Origin of the sequence: Streptomyces sp. NPDC012466, from assembly GCF_042955215.1 — a bacterium.
Classification (GTDB): domain Bacteria; phylum Actinomycetota; class Actinomycetes; order Streptomycetales; family Streptomycetaceae; genus Streptomyces.
Genome location: NZ_JBIBEQ010000006.1, coordinates 226,707 through 245,081 on the forward strand (window position 1 = coordinate 226,707; position 18,375 = coordinate 245,081).

15 protein-coding genes, 1 tRNA gene and 1 pseudogene are annotated in these 18,375 nt (G+C 70.8%); 11 read left to right on the top strand and 6 right to left on the bottom strand.

All coding sequences use genetic code 11. The features are described from left to right. Window positions 1-225: 225 nt before the first annotated feature. A complete protein-coding gene (locus ACFY9E_RS23090) occupies window positions 226-870 on the bottom strand; it encodes a TetR family transcriptional regulator (protein WP_390987118.1) in 645 nt (214 codons plus the stop codon). A 339-nt stretch (window positions 871-1,209) separates the two neighbouring features. On the opposite strand from ACFY9E_RS23090, the gene ACFY9E_RS23095 reads away from it, so the two are divergent. The 3 genes from ACFY9E_RS23095 to ACFY9E_RS23105 all read left to right on the top strand — a co-directional run bounded on the left by ACFY9E_RS23095 (window position 1,210) and on the right by ACFY9E_RS23105 (window position 4,749). Beyond that, window positions 1,210-2,490, top strand: a complete 1,281-nt coding sequence (locus ACFY9E_RS23095; protein WP_390987613.1) for a M6 family metalloprotease domain-containing protein — start codon at window positions 1,210-1,212, stop codon at window positions 2,488-2,490. Between the two features lie 286 nt (window positions 2,491-2,776). Beyond that, window positions 2,777-4,489, top strand: a complete 1,713-nt coding sequence (locus ACFY9E_RS23100; RefSeq protein WP_390987120.1) for an IclR family transcriptional regulator C-terminal domain-containing protein — start codon at window positions 2,777-2,779, stop codon at window positions 4,487-4,489. A gap of 184 nt (window positions 4,490-4,673) precedes the next feature. Then, window positions 4,674-4,749, top strand: a tRNA-Arg gene (locus tag ACFY9E_RS23105). 72 nt (window positions 4,750-4,821) lie between these two features. Here ACFY9E_RS23105 and ACFY9E_RS23110 read toward each other — a convergent pair. Further along, a pseudogene (locus ACFY9E_RS23110) lies at window positions 4,822-5,533 on the bottom strand (tyrosine-type recombinase/integrase); the annotation flags it as partial. Window positions 5,534-7,426: 1,893 nt separating this feature from the next. Beyond that, the gene (locus ACFY9E_RS23115; protein WP_390987123.1) at window positions 7,427-8,029 is read right to left on the bottom strand and encodes a hypothetical protein; all 603 of its coding nucleotides are present in this window, start codon (window positions 8,027-8,029) and stop codon (window positions 7,427-7,429) included. Window positions 8,030-8,579: 550 nt separating this feature from the next. Between ACFY9E_RS23115 and ACFY9E_RS23120 the strand changes: the two genes are divergently transcribed. Both ACFY9E_RS23120 and ACFY9E_RS23125 read left to right on the top strand, forming a co-directional pair. Further along, complete coding sequence (locus ACFY9E_RS23120; protein ID WP_390987126.1) at window positions 8,580-9,278, top strand: DUF5994 family protein; 699 nt, start codon at window positions 8,580-8,582, stop codon at window positions 9,276-9,278. A 10-nt stretch (window positions 9,279-9,288) separates the two neighbouring features. Then, a complete protein-coding gene (locus tag ACFY9E_RS23125; RefSeq protein ID WP_390987129.1) occupies window positions 9,289-9,543 on the top strand; it encodes a hypothetical protein in 255 nt (84 codons plus the stop codon). 172 nt (window positions 9,544-9,715) lie between these two features. On the opposite strand, the gene ACFY9E_RS23130 is transcribed toward ACFY9E_RS23125, so the two are convergent. Continuing rightward, the gene (locus ACFY9E_RS23130; RefSeq protein WP_390987131.1) at window positions 9,716-10,732 is read right to left on the bottom strand and encodes a DNA-directed RNA polymerase subunit alpha; all 1,017 of its coding nucleotides are present in this window, start codon (window positions 10,730-10,732) and stop codon (window positions 9,716-9,718) included. 783 nt (window positions 10,733-11,515) lie between these two features. Here ACFY9E_RS23130 and ACFY9E_RS23135 point away from each other — a divergent pair. Next, window positions 11,516-12,193: a glycoside hydrolase family 11 protein gene (locus ACFY9E_RS23135; protein ID WP_390987133.1), complete on the top strand. Its 678-nt coding sequence runs from the start codon at window positions 11,516-11,518 to the stop codon at window positions 12,191-12,193. A 2-nt stretch (window positions 12,194-12,195) separates the two neighbouring features. After that, window positions 12,196-12,885 carry a polysaccharide deacetylase family protein gene (locus tag ACFY9E_RS23140; RefSeq protein ID WP_390987615.1) on the top strand — a complete coding sequence of 230 codons (690 nt, stop codon included), beginning with the start codon at window positions 12,196-12,198 and terminating at the stop codon, window positions 12,883-12,885. 46 nt (window positions 12,886-12,931) lie between these two features. Here the strand turns inward: ACFY9E_RS23140 and ACFY9E_RS23145 are convergent, their stop codons facing one another. Continuing rightward, complete coding sequence (locus ACFY9E_RS23145) at window positions 12,932-14,149, bottom strand: HNH endonuclease (RefSeq protein WP_390987135.1); 1,218 nt, start codon at window positions 14,147-14,149, stop codon at window positions 12,932-12,934. Window positions 14,150-14,347: 198 nt separating this feature from the next. Between ACFY9E_RS23145 and ACFY9E_RS23150 the strand changes: the two genes are divergently transcribed. The 4 genes from ACFY9E_RS23150 to ACFY9E_RS23165 all read left to right on the top strand — a co-directional run bounded on the left by ACFY9E_RS23150 (window position 14,348) and on the right by ACFY9E_RS23165 (window position 17,034). Next, a complete protein-coding gene (locus tag ACFY9E_RS23150) occupies window positions 14,348-14,833 on the top strand; it encodes a hypothetical protein (RefSeq protein ID WP_390987137.1) in 486 nt (161 codons plus the stop codon). A gap of 125 nt (window positions 14,834-14,958) precedes the next feature. Then, on the top strand, window positions 14,959-15,759 hold the full coding sequence (locus ACFY9E_RS23155; protein WP_390987139.1) for an SAM-dependent methyltransferase: 801 nt from the start codon (window positions 14,959-14,961) through the stop codon (window positions 15,757-15,759). Between the two features lie 67 nt (window positions 15,760-15,826). After that, on the top strand, window positions 15,827-16,510 hold the full coding sequence (locus ACFY9E_RS23160; protein WP_390987142.1) for a hypothetical protein: 684 nt from the start codon (window positions 15,827-15,829) through the stop codon (window positions 16,508-16,510). Window positions 16,511-16,554: 44 nt separating this feature from the next. Continuing rightward, window positions 16,555-17,034 (top strand): MarR family transcriptional regulator, encoded by a 480-nt coding sequence (locus ACFY9E_RS23165; protein WP_390987145.1) that lies wholly within the window; start codon window positions 16,555-16,557, stop codon window positions 17,032-17,034. Between the two features lie 129 nt (window positions 17,035-17,163). On the opposite strand, the gene ACFY9E_RS23170 is transcribed toward ACFY9E_RS23165, so the two are convergent. Then, entirely contained in the window at window positions 17,164-18,342 is a 1,179-nt protein-coding gene (locus ACFY9E_RS23170) for an MFS transporter (protein ID WP_390987148.1), read from the bottom strand. Window positions 18,343-18,375 lie beyond the last annotated feature (33 nt).

Consider the following 18,375-nt stretch of genomic DNA (forward strand, 5'->3'; position numbering starts at 1 on the left):
GACTTCGTGACGGAAATTCGGGACGTCGTGCTGAAAAAAGGTGACGAAAGCCGACGGCTCGTCCACGGGGACGGCCGCAGGGACTGTCGTTCGGGTTTCAGACCGGTGGGGCGGCCTGAACTCATCGGGCTGAAACGATCGGGTCGAGCTGGTCGGGCTGAGCTGGTCGGACCACCGATCGGACCGAGCTGGTTCGCCGAGCTGGTCGGTGGACGAACTGATCGGTCAGGGCCGGCGCAGGTCCTCCAGGGTCACGGCCGTCCCCGGGAGAACCGAGCGAGCGGGAGCCCGCAGCCCGTCCAGGAACAGCTGAAGATGGCGGTGGACGAAACGGTCGGCCCGGAAGCAGTCCGTGCCGGCCGGGGGTCGGCTGAGCTGGGCCACGGCGATCATGACGTCCCCCACGTCCACGTCGGACCGGAGCTGTCCGGCCGACCTGGCGCGGTCCATGACCTCCGCGACCTGCCGCTCGACTCGTTCGCGCGCGGCCTCCAGGTCCGGATGATGCTTGTCGAACGTGCTGGAGACCATCGGGCACAGCGCGCTGATCCGCTCGTCGGCGGCGGCGTGCACGAAGCGCTCCAGCGCCTCGAACGCGTCGCCGGTCTCGGTGAGAGCGGCCTCGGCGGCTGCGGCCGTGCGGTCCATGACGGAGCAGACGACCTCGCGGACGAGGGCGTCGCGGTCCGGGAAGTTGCGGTACACCGTGGCGTTGCCGACGCCGGCCCGGCGGGCGATCTCGTCGAGCGGCACCTCGGGGCCGTGCTCGACGAACATCTCCCGGGCGGCGGTGACGATCCGCTCCCGGTTGCGCAGGGCGTCGGCACGGGGCCGGGGCACCTTGCGCGCTTCGGGGCTGGCGGTCTGCACGGCGTACTCCTGGTCTGGAAGGTGTGGTGCTCCGATCCGGGGAGCGGGTCCCCGTTTCGGTCGGACACATGGCTAAACGGGGAGTGGGTCCCCGGTATTTCCCGCCGACGCGGAAATTGTTTGTGACCTGACTCACAAACGCCGCAGCCGCTACTGACGGGAAACCCACGATCGGTCTCCTCCAACGGGCGTCCCCCCACCCCGCGACGCAGGGTGAGCGCAAGGGTGCAGCCGGAGACCAGGGGCTGCCGTGGCGCGGGAGGTCCCTTGCAGGTCCCTTGCAGGCAGCCGCAGCCCCGGCACCCCCGGACGGACCGCACGGGCCCGTCCGGCCGCCGGATACCCAGGCGCCGACTGGCCGCCCTGGCCTGTGTGTCCGCCCTGACCTTCACGGTCAGCACCTCGGCCGGCACGGGTCGTCTCACCCCGGGCGCCAGTACGGCGGGAGCGGGCCCGATCGTCCTGTCCCACACCCCTGCACACGGCCCCTGCATGATCCGCGGCGCCCGCGAGGTCCAGATGTCCGAGGGCATCCCCACCTCCACCGGCTACACCCGCTCCACCGGCACCGTCCGCGCCCTCACCCTGATGATCGACTTCTCCGACGCCCCCGGCGAGGGCGAGGCCCAGGACCGCTTCCACGAGTTCTTCCCGCAGACCCGCGAGTGGTTCCGCACCAGCTCCTACGGCCGCCTCGACTACCGCCCCGAGACCCCGATCCCGGGCTGGCTGCGGATGCCGAAGACCTTCCGGGAGTACGGCATAGAGCGCGGGGCCCCTTTCGAGCCCGGCTACCGCGCGCTGGTCCAGGATCTCGTGGCCGCGGCCGACCCGAAGGTGGACTTCCGCGCGTACGACCTGCTGAACGTCCTGGTCACCCCGAACGCCGGCCCCTCCGCCCTGGACACGGTCCTGTCCGTCACCTTCGCCGGCAACCCGGACGCCCCCACGGCCGACGGCATACCCGTGGCCAACGCCTCCTTCGTCTACTCCCGCCAGGACGACGGCTCCGGCTCCTACGACCGCACCGGCTACCGCGTCCTCCCCCACGAGAACGGCCACGTCTTCGGCCTGCCCGACCTGTACACCGCCGAGGGCGGGGGCGCGGTCGGGCACTGGGACATCATGAGCGAGGACTGGGGCGCCAACAACGACTTCCTCGGCTGGCACAAGTGGAAACTGGGCTGGCTGGACGCCGCCCAGGTCCACTGCGCGGCGGCCCCCGGCACCACGGAGTACACCCTCACCCCCCTGGCCCGGGCCGGCGGCTCCAAGCTGGTCTTCGTCCCCCTGGACGGCCGAACCGGCTACGCCCTCGAGCTGCGCACCCGCGCCGGCAACGACGAGGCCGTCTGCCGCCCGGGCGTCCTGATCTACAAGGTCGACGCGGAGGTCGGCACGGGCATGGGCCCGGTCACCGTCCACGACTCCCGCCGCGACAGCGGCGGCTGCACGCGCGCACCGAACGTCCACGCGGAGCTGTCGGACGCGCCGTTCACACCCGGAGAGACGTTCCGGGACACGGGGAGGGGCATCACGATCGAGGTGGCGGAGGTGGGGGCGGGAGCGGCGGGGGCGAGTGCGCAGGGGGGTTACCGGGTGCGGGTGACGAGGGAGTAAGTGCTGGTGACGAGGGATTGCGGTGTACGGGCGACGCACGGAGGCGTCGGTCCCTCGAACCCCTCCCTGTCTCCGGACAACCGATTCCGGATTACGGTGGGCCTGCCGCGACCGTCGCGAGCGCCGTTCCGGAGAGCCGATGCCAGCGAAGCCCACGTCCGAGACCCCGGAGGGGTCCGCCCCGCCGGCCGACGAGAAGAGGCCGCCGGTGGAGAAGGGGCCGCCGGTCGGAAAGAGGCCGCCGGTCGAGAAGAGACCAACGGTCGGGAAGAGGCCGCCGGTCGAAATGGCGACCGCGTCCGCCGCCCGCGAGGGCGCCCCGGCTGCTCGCACGGCGAGCACCCTCGGCGAGAGAGGAACCCCCGCCGAGGCGGTCACTCCCCTCATCCGCGGCATCGCCGTTCTGCGGGAACTGACGGAGGCGGACGGCACACTGAGCCTGAGCGGCCTGGAACGGGCCACCGGCCTCGCCCGCTCCACGGTCGACCGCATCACGGCCACGCTGGCCCGCATGGGCTACGTCCGCTTCGACGGCCGGGACGTGCACCTGTCCCCCCGTCTGATGGAACTGGGCAACGCCTACATGTCGGCCCTGCGTCTGCCCGCCCTCCTCTCCCCGCACGCGGACGCCCTCGCCGACGAACTGGACGAGTCGGTCTCCCTCGCGGTCGCCGACCGCGACGGCATCCGCTTCATCCACCAGGCGACCCGCCGCCGCGCGATGTCCCTCAGCTTCCGCATCGGTGACCTCCTCCCCGCCGAACGCACCGCCCCCGGGCCGCTGTTCGCGACGGAGTGGACGCCCGCGGACTGGCAACACTGGCGGGACCGCAGGGCGGCGGACCCGAGGGACCTGTCCTTCACGGCCGTACCGCCACGCAGGTACGCGGCGGACACGCGGGACGACGAGACCTTCGCCGACCGCACGGCGGAGGCGTCGGCCCACGGCTGGTCCGTGGACGACCAGCTGATCGAGCCGGGCCTGGTGGCGATCTCGGTCCCCGTCCGCACCCCCGGCCCGGACAGCCGGATCGCGAGCGTGGCGAGCGTGGTCAGCCACACGAGCCGGCACACCGCGCACCACCTGAGGACGGCCCTCCTCCCGAGGCTGCGGTCGGCGGTCGCGGACATGGAACGCGCACTCCGCCGCACCCCGCCCCCCGAACCCGGCCCGCCCCCCTCGGACCTCGCGCTCTGGACGGGCGCCTCGAAGCAGCAACTGGGCCGCGAGTTCATCGAATCCCTGGCCCGGGGCCTGACGGTCCTCACGGCCTTCGGCGAGGGCAGGCCGGAGCTGACCCTCACGGAGGTGGCCCAGGCGACGGGCCTGGCCCGGGCGACGGCCCGCCGGGCCCTGATCACCTACGAGCACCTGGGCCTGGTGGCCCCGGCCGGCCGCACCTTCACCCTCACCCCCCGGGTCCTCTCCCTCGGCTTCCCGCCCCTGTCCCGCACCTCCCTCCCCGAGATCGCCCAGCCCCACCTGGCCGACCTGACGTCCCGCATCCACGAATCGACGTCCCTGGCGGTGCTGTCGGATTCCGGCGAGGAGATCCAGTACACGGCCCGGGTGGCCACGGCCCGGGTGATGAGCGTGAACATCACCGTGGGCACGCGTCTGCCGGCACACGCCACGGCCCTGGGCAGGGTCCTGCTGGCGGACGCGCCCGGAGACGCCCCCCGACCTGAGTCCCTCCGGGCTTTCACCCCGCACACGATCACGGAACAACAGACCCTGGAAAAGGTCCTGACCTCGGTCCGCTCGCAGGGCTACGCCCTGGTGGACGAGGAACTGGAAGAGGGCCTCCGCTCGATCGCCGTCCCGATCCGCGACCGGTCGGGCCGAGTGGTGGCGGCCGTCAACACAGCGATGCACGCAAGCCGCCGCACGCCGCGGGAGTGCGTGACGGATCTCCTCCCCGAACTGACACTGACGGCAGGCCGCATCCAGACAGACCTCCACACGGCGTCCCGCTTCACCCACGTCCCCTTGTCCTGACCCCGGCCCACCTCTGGCCTCCGCTCCGCCCACCCGCACGCTTCAGATCTCGGACGTGTCCCCCACACCCGCCCGACCCGCATCCCTGACCTGACCCCCACACCCGTACGACCGGCATCCGGTACGCTGACGCCTGTGGTCCTCCCAGACCACGGGCACATCGCTGCTTGCGTCTGCTGCCACTGCCTTCGTAGCTCAGGGGATAGAGCACCGCTCTCCTAAAGCGGGTGTCGCAGGTTCGAATCCTGCCGGGGGCACCAGCACAAAGGCCCCGGACCGATCATGGTCCGGGGCCTTTGACATCTACTTCTGACATCAACGCGGGCGGACTCGCGGATGGGGCGTCTCCTGAGCAGCCGGTCCATGTGGCTCATGGCTTCGCGCTGGGTGTCCTGGACGACGTGGGTGTAGACGTCCATCGTGATGCTGATCTAGCTGTGCCCGAGGATCTCCATCACAAGGCGGGGCGCGACTCCGGTGGCCGTCCCGTGGCGAGCGTCGTGCAGCCGGATCACGCGGAGGCCGGCGGACTCAGCGACGCGTGAAGGAGCGATACAGGTTGCGCGGCTCTACAGGGCGGCCGGTTCGGGTGGCGAAGACGTAGTCCGACTCCTGCCACGTCTCCCCCGCCTTGGCGCGAGCGTCCGCCTGCCGTAGGCGGTGCCAACGCAGGGGCGCGATGCAGAGGGCGGGTAGGGGCACTGTGCGACGACGACGGCTCTTGGGGTCGTCGGCGTACAGGACGCCACGGCGGCGCTGGACCGGTGGCGGACGTAGAGGACGCGGTTGTCGAGATCGACGTCCGACCAACGCAGGCCCACGATCTCTCCCCGGCGAAGCCCCAGGGCGAAGGCCGCGTAGAGCGGGTCCTTTCGGGAGGCGGCAAGGAAGTCGAGCGTCTCGTCGAGGGTCCAGGGGTGCAGTTCAGGGCTTGTCCGTGCGGGGCGGCTCGACGAGCTTGGCGACGTTGCGTGCGATGAGTTCCTCGCGGCAGGCGGAGGACAGGGCCGAGCGCAGAACTCGGTGCGACTTCTTGGCCGTTGCGCCCGCTCCACGGTGTGTGGGGCGACGGCAGACGGGATGGGAGCTGGGGCAGGTGGTGGGCTTGTGTGAGCGGGCGAGATCGATCACTTTCAGCCAAGTCCCGGTGCACGTTTTGCCGCTTAAGTGCACCGAACTGCGTGAATAGCCACGGAACTGCGGTGAACGTAAATTTCTGCGATGAAAGCAAGGGGATATCAATGCAGGTCAGGAGGCTGTAGACGGGGCTACAGGCGGACGTGGTGTGCACTTTTCTGGTGTGGTCGGAGCGAGGCCAGAGCGCTTCTCGAAAGAAGCGGGGAGGAGCACATCCGCTGCTAGCTTCATGGCTTGAAGAAGGCCCCATCCGGGTCTGGGGAGACGTGACGGATGGGGCCAACCAGCGCAACTCCACTGAGCTACCCCGGGAAGGATGAGATGGATAGCCCACTCACCCCTATTCAGGCAGAGCCTACTCAAAGAACCAGCAGCAGAGCCACGACAGTCACAGCGCTCATGGTGGGGGTCGGCACGTTCCTCGCGGGATGCGCCGCAGTGATCAACCCGTTGGTGGGCGTACAGGCGTACGCCAAAGATTGCTTGGCTCCAACGCCGTACAGCAGCGAAGTGCAGCAACCCACCCCACCCGGTACCGCCCTCGCAGGGCCGTAGCACGGCCGATATGACCGTCACCGGACGATCCACATGCCACCGCTCCGCGTACGAGACGCACTGAGTGTCTAACTTTGTGACAACCACGACGGACAACAGCGAACAACCGTGGACGTCAGCGGACCATCAGCGCAGGTGACTGGCACGCCAGCCCAAGGACAGCGAGCATCCCGAGTTACTTCGGGACGAAGAGGTAGCTCGCCAACCTCATGGAGGATGAGGGGGGTGGGGATCTACGGCCTGCAACATAGTCCCGAGGTGGCTCCCGGGGACCTTTATGCCCACCCCCCTTGACCGCGGACCTCGAAGGTTCTCTGACCGGTCTCACTCCACCAGGCAAACTAGCAAGTGGCACTGACAACGGTCCGGGCCCGGGAGGAGCGACCTTGAGGTTCCAGTAGACCGGCGCATCGGCCCCGGGGGTGGGCTGTGGGATCGCAGCGAGCCACACGCGGTAGTCGCTCATCGGCACAGCTTGCCACCCGCCGACCCAAGGACGAGGCGGTGGCCAAGCCGGCCCTTCGTCGTGAGCGGGTAACAACAGGGAACTGGCTCACGCCTCGCCGCTGATCGTGCGAGGACCCAGGCCCCTTGTCGTGTGGCCGCAGTCGGAGCACTGAGGGAGCGTCAGGGACAGCTGTGTGGCACGATCCTTCGCGTGGAGTGGGGGACACTTGTCGGGACGGCCCTTGGCGCGGTGCTCGGCATCGGGGCGACGCTGGCCGGTGAGCACTTGCGCTGGCGGCGGACCGTCAGGGACAACAGGCTGCAAGACCGACGAACCATGTACGTGGACTGTTTGGTGGCTCTTCGTCGTGCGCACGAGGCGATGCGGTTGGCCGCTGACGAGGACTACCCGGACCCGCAGGCGAGGGCGGCCAAGATCCGGCAGGCGTTCCAGGCGTCGGGGTGCGACGAGGCGCGAGAGCGGCTCGTTCTCACGGCAGCCACCGGCATATCGGAAGCCATAGACGCTTCGTACCACTCGTTGCGTCGAGTTCGAGAGACACTCGCGTCCGGATGCACGTTGACGTCAGATGAGTACCATGCCGCCAGGCAGGCTCACGGGGACGCGACCAGGGCGGCACGCGTGGTCTTGCGGCAGGACCTGGAGACGTTGGAGCTCTGAGCCGACGCCGGGACGGGCACGGGTACATGAGCGCTCCTCTGGCTGTTCTTCGCCCCACAAGCGCCTTCGGCCTCTTCAGTTGCTCGTGGTGGGCGGGCGACCGCAGCTCGGGCTGATCAGAGGAGGTCCCGCCAGAAGGGGACTGTCGCCTCCGGATTCCAGCTCTCGTCGACGTCGCCGCGTGCCTCGTCGAACTCCCGGTGCACGTAGTCGACCAGGTCCAGCCCGTAGTAGATGGCATCGGTCTGCCACATCGAGAGGACGGGATGGCCGTGGCTTCCCCGGCCCGCCGGGAGGTACCGATGGGCGTACACGGGCACCAGCGTCGGCGCTTCCGCGAGATGACGGCGTGCCGTAGCGAGTGCCGTGACTCCGTCGGCGGGACGTTCGCCCCAGCCCTCGTGCCAGTAGCCGTTGTGTTCGACGCTCAGGAGAACGCCCTCCACCGGCCAGCCGAGTTGATCACGCAACCCGGCTGGGTCTCCGTTGCGCCAGTCGGGCCAGGGCTTGGACCAGGTCTGCCCCTCCTCAGGAGGAACGTTCACCGGAAGGCCGGCCGCGAGGAACGCGCGGTGGTCATCCGCGAACTCGAAGCCGTACTCGCGCTCGATGCGCGCGAACTCGGCGTCCGACAACCCCGGCTCGACCTCGTACAGTCCGGTCTGTGCCAAGCGACGCGCCGCTTCCGCGCCCAGACGTGCCCCGTCGTTACTGATCATCGCCGCACGTTAACTCCCAACGGCGGTCGTCGTCACCCGAGTTGCCCAGACGCCCGTGCGGCTCGGTTTCCGTCGCGTCAGAGGCACTGTTGGCCACGTGGGCGGCTGGGCCTCTCGATCTCGCAGCACACGTGAGGCGGGTGCCTCGGGGCTCTGATGAGATCCCTCCGGTCCGTGAAGGTCACCGTCCCCGTCGGCGGCCGCCCCGAGCGCGGTTTCCGATACGACGGCAACGAGGCGGGCTCGGTCGCGCACAGCAGCTTGGCGGGCAGGCGCACGGTAGGGGTCCGGGCATGCGCACGTCCATCAGCACGACGTCCTCATCCCGCCGCATCCGCCTCGTCGAGCGGGAGGTGGCCCACGCGGTCAGCGCTCTTCCTCAGGGACGTTGGTTCGGGCGCCGCATCACCGAAGCCCGGCTATGGCCGCCCGCGAGGCGGCGCCCGCGGTTCGTGGCCGGGAGGGCTCGGCGAGCCGCAGGTGGACACCCAGGGGCGATACCTGCAGTCAGGCGGCCGCATACCCCCGCTGCGGCGGAACGCGGAGTAGTGTGGTCAGTACCGAGGGCATTTCGCACACCGGCTTCCACGCCGGGTCGTCCTCGGCGAAAGATGAAACCCGGGTCGCCGCAGAGGCGGCCCGGAGACGGGTTCGCATCATGTCGGCGACCTTGATTCCCACCCTGCCGCAGCCCGAGCCCGTCGCAGCCCCGGCCGCGCGTCTCGCACTGAAGGCCGACGGCAGCTCCCGCGGACTCCTGGACGGTGCCTGGTGGCCCCGCTCCCGGGACCTGTCGAACGAACTGCGGGCCCTGACCGACGTGCTGGACCCCTTGTGGGGCCGCATCACCCGCATCGCCGTCAACCCGAAGCACTGGCCGGTCATCCCCCACAAGGTTCCCGTGGGCGGCCACACCGTCAAGGTCGGCTGGTTCACGCCGGAGATCGACCCGCACAAGCTGCTGCTGCTCTCGTACGGCACCGGCCGCTGGGATCTCCTGGTCATCCCGCCCGAGACCGGCGCGGAGTCGGCGGCCCGGCTGATGGCTGCCGCGTCCGGCCGCGACGGCCTGCCACTGACCGCGACCGCGCTCATGGACGCGGACGAGGCGCGGCACGGCGTCTCCGCGACCGACCGGCCACTGGCCCCGGACGAGGCATGGGAGTACGAGGGCGGCGCCTCCGAGGTGTCCGCGTGCGTTCCCGAGCAGACCGGTCCGCCCGGCCCGGCCGGTCGGACAGGGCTGTGAGGTGGCCGCCATGAACGCCTATCTGGCTGCCGTCGCCTTCTTGGTCCTCGTCGCAGTGGCGGCGTATGTGATCCACCGGCTCAACCTCCAGCACGCCGACAGAATCGCCGTGTACCGGTACGGCTCCCCCCTGCCCGGCCGCCGCGGCCGCGTCACGCCGCAGCCGCCGTCGGGGCCGGACCCGTCGGGGTCGCCGGCCACCGGCGAACGGCGGGACCACCGCGCCCGAGGGTCCGTACGCACGGCCGGTGGGGAACGCGGCTGAGAGGGACCTCTTCGTCCTCCTGATCAGGTTCGGAGGGCTCGGGCGTCCGTCTCTCCGCCCGCGGAGCACGTGAAGAAGCCGCCCGCGGGGAACGCGAAGGAGCCGGGCGCGGACGGGGTGCGCTCATCGCCCGCCCCTCCGGCGTCCCGGCTCCTTCGCGGCCTGCGCGGGGTCAGTACTGCTCGGTCTCCACGAAACCGGCGTCCGCGTTGTCGTCCGCGTCGAAGGCGGCGGCGGTCGGGTCGAATCCGGGCGGGCTGTCCTTCAGGCCGAGGCCCATGCCGGCCAGCTTCGCCTTGACCTCGTCGATCGACTTCGCACCGAAGTTGCGGATGTCGAGCAGGTCCGCCTCCGAGCGCGCCAGGAGTTCGCCCACCGAGTGGACGCCTTCGCGCTTGAGGCAGTTGTAGGAGCGGACCGTGAGCTCCAGCTCCTCGATCGGCAGGGCCAGATCGGCGGCCAGGGCGGCGTCCGTGGGCGACGGGCCCATGTCGATGCCCTCGGCGTCGATGTTCAGCTCACGGGCCAGACCGAACAGCTCGACCAGGGTCTTGCCGGCGGACGCCATGGCGTCACGCGGACGCATCGCCTGCTTGGTCTCGACGTCGACGATCAGCTTGTCGAAGTCGGTGCGCTGCTCGACACGCGTGGCCTCGACCTTGTACGTGACCTTCAGAACCGGCGAGTAGATCGAGTCGACCGGGATCCGGCCGATCTCCTGGCCGACCTGCTTGTTCTGCACGGCGGAGACGTAACCGCGGCCACGCTCGACCGTCAGCTCCATCTCCAGCTTGCCCTTGCCGTTGAGCGTGGCCAGGACCAGGTCGGGGTTGTGCACCTCGACACCGGCCGGGGGCGCGATGTCGGCGGCGGTGACCAGACCCGGACCCTGCTTGCGCAGGTACATCACGACCGGCTCGTCGTGCTCCGAGGAGACGACCAGCTGCTTGATGTTGAGGATCAGGTCGGTGACGTCCTCCTTGACGCCCGGCACGGTGGTGAACTCGTGCAGGACACCGTCGATACGGACGGATGTGACCGCCGCACCCGGGATCGAGGACAGGAGCGTACGACGCAGGGAGTTGCCGAGGGTGTAACCGAAGCCCGGCTCCAGCGGCTCGATCACGAACCGGGAGCGGAACTCGTCGACGACCTCTTCGGTCAACGAAGGACGCTGAGCAATCAGCACGGGGTATTGCCTCCAGTGTGTGGCGCCCGCTATGTGACGCCGTAGACACCACAAAGGGTACGGGGTGGTCCGGCCTGCTGTGAGGCCGAACCGCCCGGCCTCGCCCGGGCCTGCTCAGGAGGGGGTCTCCTCCCAGGGCGGCCCTCCGTCGTGTTCGTCGTGCATCACACGTGCCAGTCGGCCCATTGGACGTTTCCGCACTCCTCGGGCGACCCCGACGAGCGACCGCCCGCCGCTGCGCACCTGGTCCACCGACCGCATCACGCTGCTCGGCGACGCGGCCCACCCCATGCTCCCGTTCAGAGGCGATCCCCGCCCGTCTGGCCCGCTACGAGGCCCTGCGCGTCCCGCGCACCGCCGAGGTCCAGCGGGGCTCCCGCGGCAACGCCGGCATCCTGCACCTTCCCGACGGCCCCGCCCAGCGCCGCAGGGACGCCCGGATGGCGGTTCACGCGGCCCTGCACGACCGTGCGGCGCTCTACGCGCACGAGACGGGTCGCAGCGTGGTGCCGGCTTGATCCCTCCGGAAGGATTCCGAAACATTCGTTGAGCGGAGCCCCGCCCTCCGCACCTGAAGGGCGGGCAGATCCGCGGAACTTGACCCGTCGCAACGAACAACCTTCGCATGAGCAGGAGAAAGTCACGGATGCCATCCCGCAGAGGGAACCGAACATTTCGCATCCATCGCCGAAACTATTGACAGTTGACAGGGCCCGGCCAACACTCCCGGATGACAGAGCTCCCCCATCGACCCACCCCACGAGGACATGGAGGAAGCACCTCATGGACAAGTCATCCGGCCGTTTGCGGCTGCTCCTCAGCAGCGTCTGCACGATGCTGCTGGTCGCGGCCGCGGCCCTCACCATGCCGGGCACCGCTCACGCCGACACCGTCGTCACCACGAACCAGACGGGCACCAACAACGGCTACTACTACTCGTTCTGGACGGACGCGCCGGGAACGGTCTCCATGAATCTGGCGTCCGGCGGCAGTTACAGCACCTCATGGCGCAACACCGGGAACTTCGTCGCCGGCAAGGGCTGGAGCACCGGCGCCCGCCGCACCGTGACCTACTCGGGCTCGTTCAACCCGTCCGGCAACGCCTACCTGACCCTCTACGGCTGGACGGCGAACCCGCTCGTCGAGTACTACATCGTCGACAACTGGGGCACCTACCGGCCCACGGGCACGTACAAGGGCACCGTCACCAGCGACGGCGGCACGTACGACATCTACAAGACGACGCGGTACAACGCCCCGTCCGTCGAGGGCACGCGCACCTTCGACCAGTACTGGAGCGTGCGGCAGTCGAAGCGGACGGGCGGCACCATCACGACCGGCAACCACTTCGACGCGTGGGCCCGGGCCGGGATGCCCATGGGCAGCTTCAAGTACTACATGATCATGGCGACGGAGGGCTACCGCAGCAGCGGCAGCTCCAACATCACCGTGCGCTCGTGACCGTGACGACGAGGGCGCGCCTCCCCCTCCGGGCCCTGGTCACGGCCCTGACGGTCCTCACCACGGCGGCCACCGCCACGTTCACGGCCACCGCCGCCCCGGCACGGACCACCGCCTGCACCGGATACGTCGGGCTCACCTTCGACGACGGCCCGTCCGGCACCACCACCAGGCTGCTCGACGCCCTCCGGCAGAACGGGCTGCGGGCCACCATGTTCAACCAGGGCCAGAACGCGGCCGCCAACCAGTCCCTGGTCCGGGCCCAGGTCGCCGCGGGCATGTGGGTGGGCAACCACAGCTACACCCACCCGCACCTGACCCGGCTGAGCCAGGCCCAGATCGACTCCGAGATCTCCCGCACCCAGCAGGCCGTGGCGAACGCGGGAGGCGGCACCCCGAAGCTGTTCCGCCCGCCGTACGGCGAGACCAACGCGACGGTGAAGTCGGTCGCGGCCCGCTACGGCCTCACCGAGATCATCTGGCACGTCGACTCCCAGGACTGGAACGGCGCGAGCACCGACGCGATCGTCCAGTCCGTCGCCCGCCTCACCAACGGCCAGATCATCCTCATGCACGACTGGCCCGCCAACACCCTCGCGGCCATCCCGCGCATCGCCCGGACCCTGGCATCCCGGGGCCTGTGCGCGGGAACGATCTCCCCCCAAACGGGCCGCGCGGTGGCCCCCTCCTGAACACCGGGCGCGACGGCCCCGAGGCCGTCGCGCCCCAGGGGCGGTTCTAGATGGACGGCTGGGGGGCGGCGGCTCCACCGCCGCTGTCCGCGTGCCGCTCCGACGCCACCCTGAGCAGGATCTCGCGCAGCGCCTCCCGGGTGCGGCCGCGCGTCTTCACCGCGTGACAGTTGGGGCAGAGTGCCACCATCTGGCTCGGGTGGTCCCGGCCGCCCCGGGTGAGGTCCACGACGTGGTCGACCTCGAGGATCGGGTGGGCGTCGTCGGTCACATCGGCCGGCTGACCCGCGCAGCCCGGATTCTCGCAGCGGCCCTGGCTGCGGCTCAGGACCAGGTAGCGGGCGGTTCGGGAGCGGATCGGGCGGTGGGTGGCGCCGGTGCGGCGGCGGCCATGGGTCTTCGCTTCCCGCTCCTCGACGAACCTGCAGCCGCGCTCGTACTCGGCGGCGGTGAGGAGCCACTGCTCCGGAGCGGCGCCGGACCCGGTGTGCGGTTCGGCGGGGTCCTTCTCGCCCAGGCCCACGTCGATGAGGAGCGGGGTCGCGTCGAGGTCCTCGAAGAAGGTGCCCACGAGTTCGTCGACCACGGCGAGACGGGTCACGGTGGAGTGCCGGAGCAGGTCGTACACGGGCTCGGCGAGGCCACCGAGCGGCTGGTTCTCGGTGAACCAGCGCTTCACCCCCGCGTCACCGTGGGCGGTGGTCACGGGATCGGTGTAGTTGCGCAACTCCCAGATCCCGTCGTGGCGGAGAGACGCGATCGGGTAGTCCGGGCGCGGGCGCTCTCCCCTCAGTCCGTGCCTTCGCAACAGGAGCTCGAGCGCTTCCTCGGTCTCGGGCCAGAGAAGGAGCCGGGGCTCGCCGCGGTGTGCTCGCCCTACGGCCCACAGCAGCGCGATCGGTTTGTACAGGCTCCGGCGGTTCACCTTCAGGTGGGTGATGCGGTGGACCAGCTCATCGTGGGTCAACTCGTCCGGCCCGGCCTCCGTCACGACGTCGAAGCCGAGGCGCGCGAGGAGGCGGGCCGCGTGCTCCGCGCCGCCGGAGAAGCCCGGCGTGTCAGGAGTCAGAGGGCGTTCACCGGGCAGGAAGCCGTGTGCCGCGCCGACGATCGCCTTGGAGTCGTACTGTCCGCCCTCGTGCACCAGCAGATAGCGACGCGCACGCCGGAACCGGTACGTCTTCAGGAAGGCGTCCCGACCGAGCCGGTCACACTCCTCGATCGCCTTCTCGATCTCGACGCGCGATATGTCGGAGAGTGCCATGGCGGGAACCCTACGCGACGGGACCGACAGCTCAGGGGGACGCCGGTTGACGCACTGCGGGAACGGGCGGCGTCCGGCGCCCACCTCGCGTACGCGGACTTCACCCGCACCGCGAGGCGGGCTCAAGCGCCCTGGTGTCCGTCGTACTTGAGTACGCGTGCTCATGACGGACCCGCCCCGTTCCTCGATCCTGGGTGTATGAGACATCGGGGAATGGTGGCGGCCGGGGCCGCGCTCGTCAGTGGGGTGCCTGTGGCCGCCTGGGGGCTGATGGGGCAGCAGAACTACAACGGGCTGCCGGCCAGTGAGCTCGACTACGCGTTCCAGCCGTGGGACATCGGGGACGGCGTGGCCGCGGTCGCCGGGGGGCTCGCGCTGGCGCTGGCGGTGGCCGGTGCGGCGGTGCTCGTGCGGGGTTCGCTGCGCGGGGTGATGGACCTGCGGTGGTGGGGGGTGCTCGGGCCGCTGGTCGTGCTCGGGCTCATGGCCGGGGTGGGGTGGCGGATCCTGACCGCGGGGAGCATCGGAGCCAACATCGGGGGCGGGCTGCTGATCATCTTCGGTACGCCGGTCGCCGCCGGGCTGCTGCTGTGGTCCCTGGCGTGGGCGTTCTGGCTGGTCACCCAGCGCCACGGGCACGAGGCCGGCGGAGACGTGGGCGGTTTCGCCTCTCGCGGGGTGTAGCACCGGGGCCGTGGCCGAAACTCCACGCCGGGCGGGTGGCGGGTGGCGCAACATCCGTACTCCACCTGGACGTTCTCCTAGGTTGGTGGGCGGTCCCTCTTCCCCACCCCCCAGGAGGCCCCGCCGTGTCCGCTGACAGGCTGCGCGACCGTATCGACACCTCCACGCCGCACTCGGCCCGCTTCTGGAACTACTTCGTCGGCGGCAAGGACAACTACGAGGTCGACCGCGAGCTCGGCGACCAGATCAAGTCGATCTTCCCGGGGCTCGTCGACGTGGCGGTCACGAGCCGCCGGTTCCTGGGGCGGGCCGTCGGATACCTGGCCGGTGAGCGGGGCGTACGGCAGTTCCTGGACGTCGGCACCGGCCTGCCCACCGCCGACAACACCCACGAAGTGGCGCAGCGCGTCGCACCCGACGCCCGGATCGTCTACGTGGACAACGACCCCATCGTGCTGGCCCACGCCAACGCGCTGCTCACCAGCACCGCCGAGGGCAGGACCGCCTATCTGGACGCCGACCTGTACGACCCCGAGGCCGTCCTCAGGGCCGCCGCCGGCACGCTCGACCTGTCGCGGCCGGTCGGCCTGATGATCCTCAACACCCTCGGTCACGTCGCCGACTACGAGCAGGCGCGCGAACTGGTGCGGCGGCTCATGGCCGGGCTTCCGGCCGGCAGCCACCTGGTGATCAGCGACAGCACCGCGACCAGTGAGGGCATGATCGCCGCGTCGAATGCGTACAACGCGAGCGGGGCCGTGCCGTACCACGTGCGTACGGTCGCCGAGATCGCCGGATTCTTCGAGGGTCTCGACCTGGCCGAGCCGGGGGTCGTGCGGGTGCCCGAGTGGCGACCGGAGGCTTCCGGCGACGCCGGTTCCGGTGCCGCCGTGGACGCGTACTGCGGTGTGGGGCGCAAGCCGTAGGCACCCCCGGTCACCCGTCCGGGCCGATCACCTCAGCCCCTCAGCGTCCCCACGCGATAATCAGGGCATGTCCGCCCCTCCCCCCGTCTCCGAGCCCGCCGGTCGGCTTGTCGGTGATCTGCTGGCGGTGGGTGAGGACTACTCCCTCGTCCTCGCCGGCGGCCACGCGGTGCTGGCGCACGGCCTCGTGGAGCGGGCCGGGCGGGACGTGGACGTGGCCACCGAGCACCCGGCCGCGATGGAGGTCATCGCCGGCGCCGTCCGCTCCGGGCTGGTGGGGCGCGGCTGGCTCGTGCAGACCCTGGAGACCGGGCCGCTGTCCGCCCAGTTCCTGGTCACCGACGCGGCGAGCGGCGCGGAGTGCGAGGTCGGTGTCCACAAGGAGATGCTGTGGCGCCCGCCCGTGCGGACGGAGCTCGGTCCGGCGCTCTCCCTCGACGACCTGGTCGGCACCCGGGTGCGGGACCTGGCCGACCGGGGACTCGCGCGCGACCTGGTCGACGTGCACGCCGCCTCGGCCCGCTGGAGCCACCCCGAGCTGGAGGAACTCGGCCGGCGGCACGCACCCGACGCCTTCGACCTCTCCGACCTCCAGGCCCGGCTGACCGGCACGGACTGGCTGGACGACAGGGCCTTCACCGTCCACGGTCTCGACGCCGCCGCCGTACCCGGACTGCGCCGCTGGGCCCAGGAGTGGGCCGACGACATCGCGGAACGCCTCATCGAGGGCGAGGCCCCGGAGGAGGAGTGACCCGCCCTCCTCTCACGGGACTGACCGGTCGGTACCCTGACCCGATGGGGAACGGGGCAGCCGGGCAGGTGGGGGTGGTCGCCGCGCTGGTGCGCGCGGCGTTCCTGGTCGACGGTGTGTACGCGGAGACCAGCCGGGCCCACGGACTGACGCCGCAGCAGGGGCAGTTGCTGTGCGTGCTGATGCCGCAGCCCCACGGGATGAGCGAGCTGGGCGGGACCCTCGGGCTGGCGAAGTCGAGCCTGACCGGGCTGGTGGACCGGACGGTCCGGCGGGGACTGGTACGGCGGGAGGCCGACCCGCGCGACGGACGGGCCGTGCGGGTGGGCCTGACGGACGAAGGGGCCGCGCTCGCCCGGAAGTTCTACGCCGAGACCTGCCGCCGCATGGAGGCCCTGCCGTCCGGGCTGAGCGGCGCCGAGCGGGACCGGCTGGCCGTGCTGCTGTCCCGGGTCGTGGTGGACAACGAGGTTCCCGAGGTGTTCGTCGAAGCAGGGCCGCTCCCGGTCCCCGGCGCCGACTAGGGCCCGTCGTCTGGATCAGGGGCTGTGAGGCTCGGCCCCTGCCAGCCGACCCGAGCCCCGCGACGCCGGGACGATCCGGACAACAGGCCCCGGTGGACGTCCCGTCAGGAGCCGCTCGGCGGACTCCCCTCAGCAGCGCGCCGTCCTGAGCTCCTCCCGCTTCGCCGCGCCCATCAGCAGCAACGTCACTCCCGTCGACGCCACGGCCATCGCCGTCATCGCCCCGGCCGGGGAGGTCAGTTGAGCGAGTGACCCCGCCAGCGCCGCCGCCACCCCCTGCATCGTGAGCATCCCCGCCGAGTGCAGCCCCAGGGCATGGCCCGTGAGCGCGTCGGGTGTGAGGGCCACCAGTCGTTCCTGCTGCACGAGGCTCGCGCCGAAGCCCACGGACGCCAGCGTGACCGCGGCCGCTGCGAGGGGGAGCGCCGGGTGCAGGAGGAACGGCACGTAGGGGAGGGCGAGGAGCAGCAGGAGAGGGAAGCCCAGGCGGGGGCGCAGGCCCGGTGGGAGGACGCGGCCGACCAGCACGTCCCCGGCCAGCATGCCCAGCGCGGCGCAGGCGAAGAGGGTGCCGGCGAAGGCGGGCGCGTAGGAGACGTAGAGGGACTCGCAGCCGACGACGAGGCCGTTGGGGATCCACAGGGCCAGATAGACCTGGCGGCGGGGCGGGGAGGACCAGAGCAGCGCGTTGGCGCGCCAGGTCGCCGACACCGAGGGGCGGCCCGTCGTACGGGGCGGGCGGCGGGTCAGGCCGAGGCGGACGACCACGGCCGCCATGGCGTACAGGGCGGCGGCCGCCAGCAGCGACACCCGGGGGGACAGCAGGGCCACGAGCGCGCCGCCGGTCGCGTAGCCGGTGATCTGCATGAGGCCGCTCATCATGTTGAAGACCGAGCGGCCGAGCAGATAGCCGCCCTTGGGGAGGATCTCGTTGAGCAGGCCCCAGCGCACTCCCCCGCCCACCGACTCCACCAGCCCCTTGGCGAGGACGAGCGCGAAGATCGCCCAGACGGGCAGACCGGGCAGGGCCAGGGCGGCCGTGGCCGCCGCGAACAGCAGGGGCAGGGCGGTGAGGGCCGCGCGCGGGGGCAGCCGGTCGGCAGCGGAGAGCAGGAAGGTCGCGCCCAGCACCTGCACCAGCGACGAGCCGAACATGCTCACCGCGGACAGCAGCGGTGACCCGGTCGCCCGGTACACCAGGGTTCCCAGGGCCAGTCCGCCCATGGTCTGGGCGACCGTCTGCGCGGACGCGGCGAGGAAGAACGGGGTGAACTCGGGTGTGCGGAACAGATCGCGGTAACTGCGCATGGGGCGGAGTCTTCGGCGCCCCCGCGCTCGCGG

Bases quoted from the DNA above. Each gene is read 5' to 3' on its own strand.
- ACFY9E_RS23165 (WP_390987145.1), top strand. From the start codon at position 16,555: ATGGGGAACGGGGCAGCCGGGCAGGTGGGGGTGGTCGCCGCGCTGGTG.
- ACFY9E_RS23150 (WP_390987137.1), top strand. From the start codon at position 14,348: ATGAGACATCGGGGAATGGTGGCGGCCGGGGCCGCGCTCGTCAGTGGG.
- ACFY9E_RS23170 (WP_390987148.1), bottom strand. From the start codon at position 18,342: ATGCGCAGTTACCGCGATCTGTTCCGCACACCCGAGTTCACCCCGTTC.
- ACFY9E_RS23160 (WP_390987142.1), top strand. From the start codon at position 15,827: ATGTCCGCCCCTCCCCCCGTCTCCGAGCCCGCCGGTCGGCTTGTCGGT.
- ACFY9E_RS23100 (WP_390987120.1), top strand. From the start codon at position 2,777: ATGGCGACCGCGTCCGCCGCCCGCGAGGGCGCCCCGGCTGCTCGCACG.
- ACFY9E_RS23125 (WP_390987129.1), top strand. From the start codon at position 9,289: ATGAACGCCTATCTGGCTGCCGTCGCCTTCTTGGTCCTCGTCGCAGTG.
- ACFY9E_RS23115 (WP_390987123.1), bottom strand. From the start codon at position 8,029: ATGATCAGTAACGACGGGGCACGTCTGGGCGCGGAAGCGGCGCGTCGC.
- ACFY9E_RS23145 (WP_390987135.1), bottom strand. From the start codon at position 14,149: ATGGCACTCTCCGACATATCGCGCGTCGAGATCGAGAAGGCGATCGAG.
- ACFY9E_RS23135 (WP_390987133.1), top strand. From the start codon at position 11,516: ATGGACAAGTCATCCGGCCGTTTGCGGCTGCTCCTCAGCAGCGTCTGC.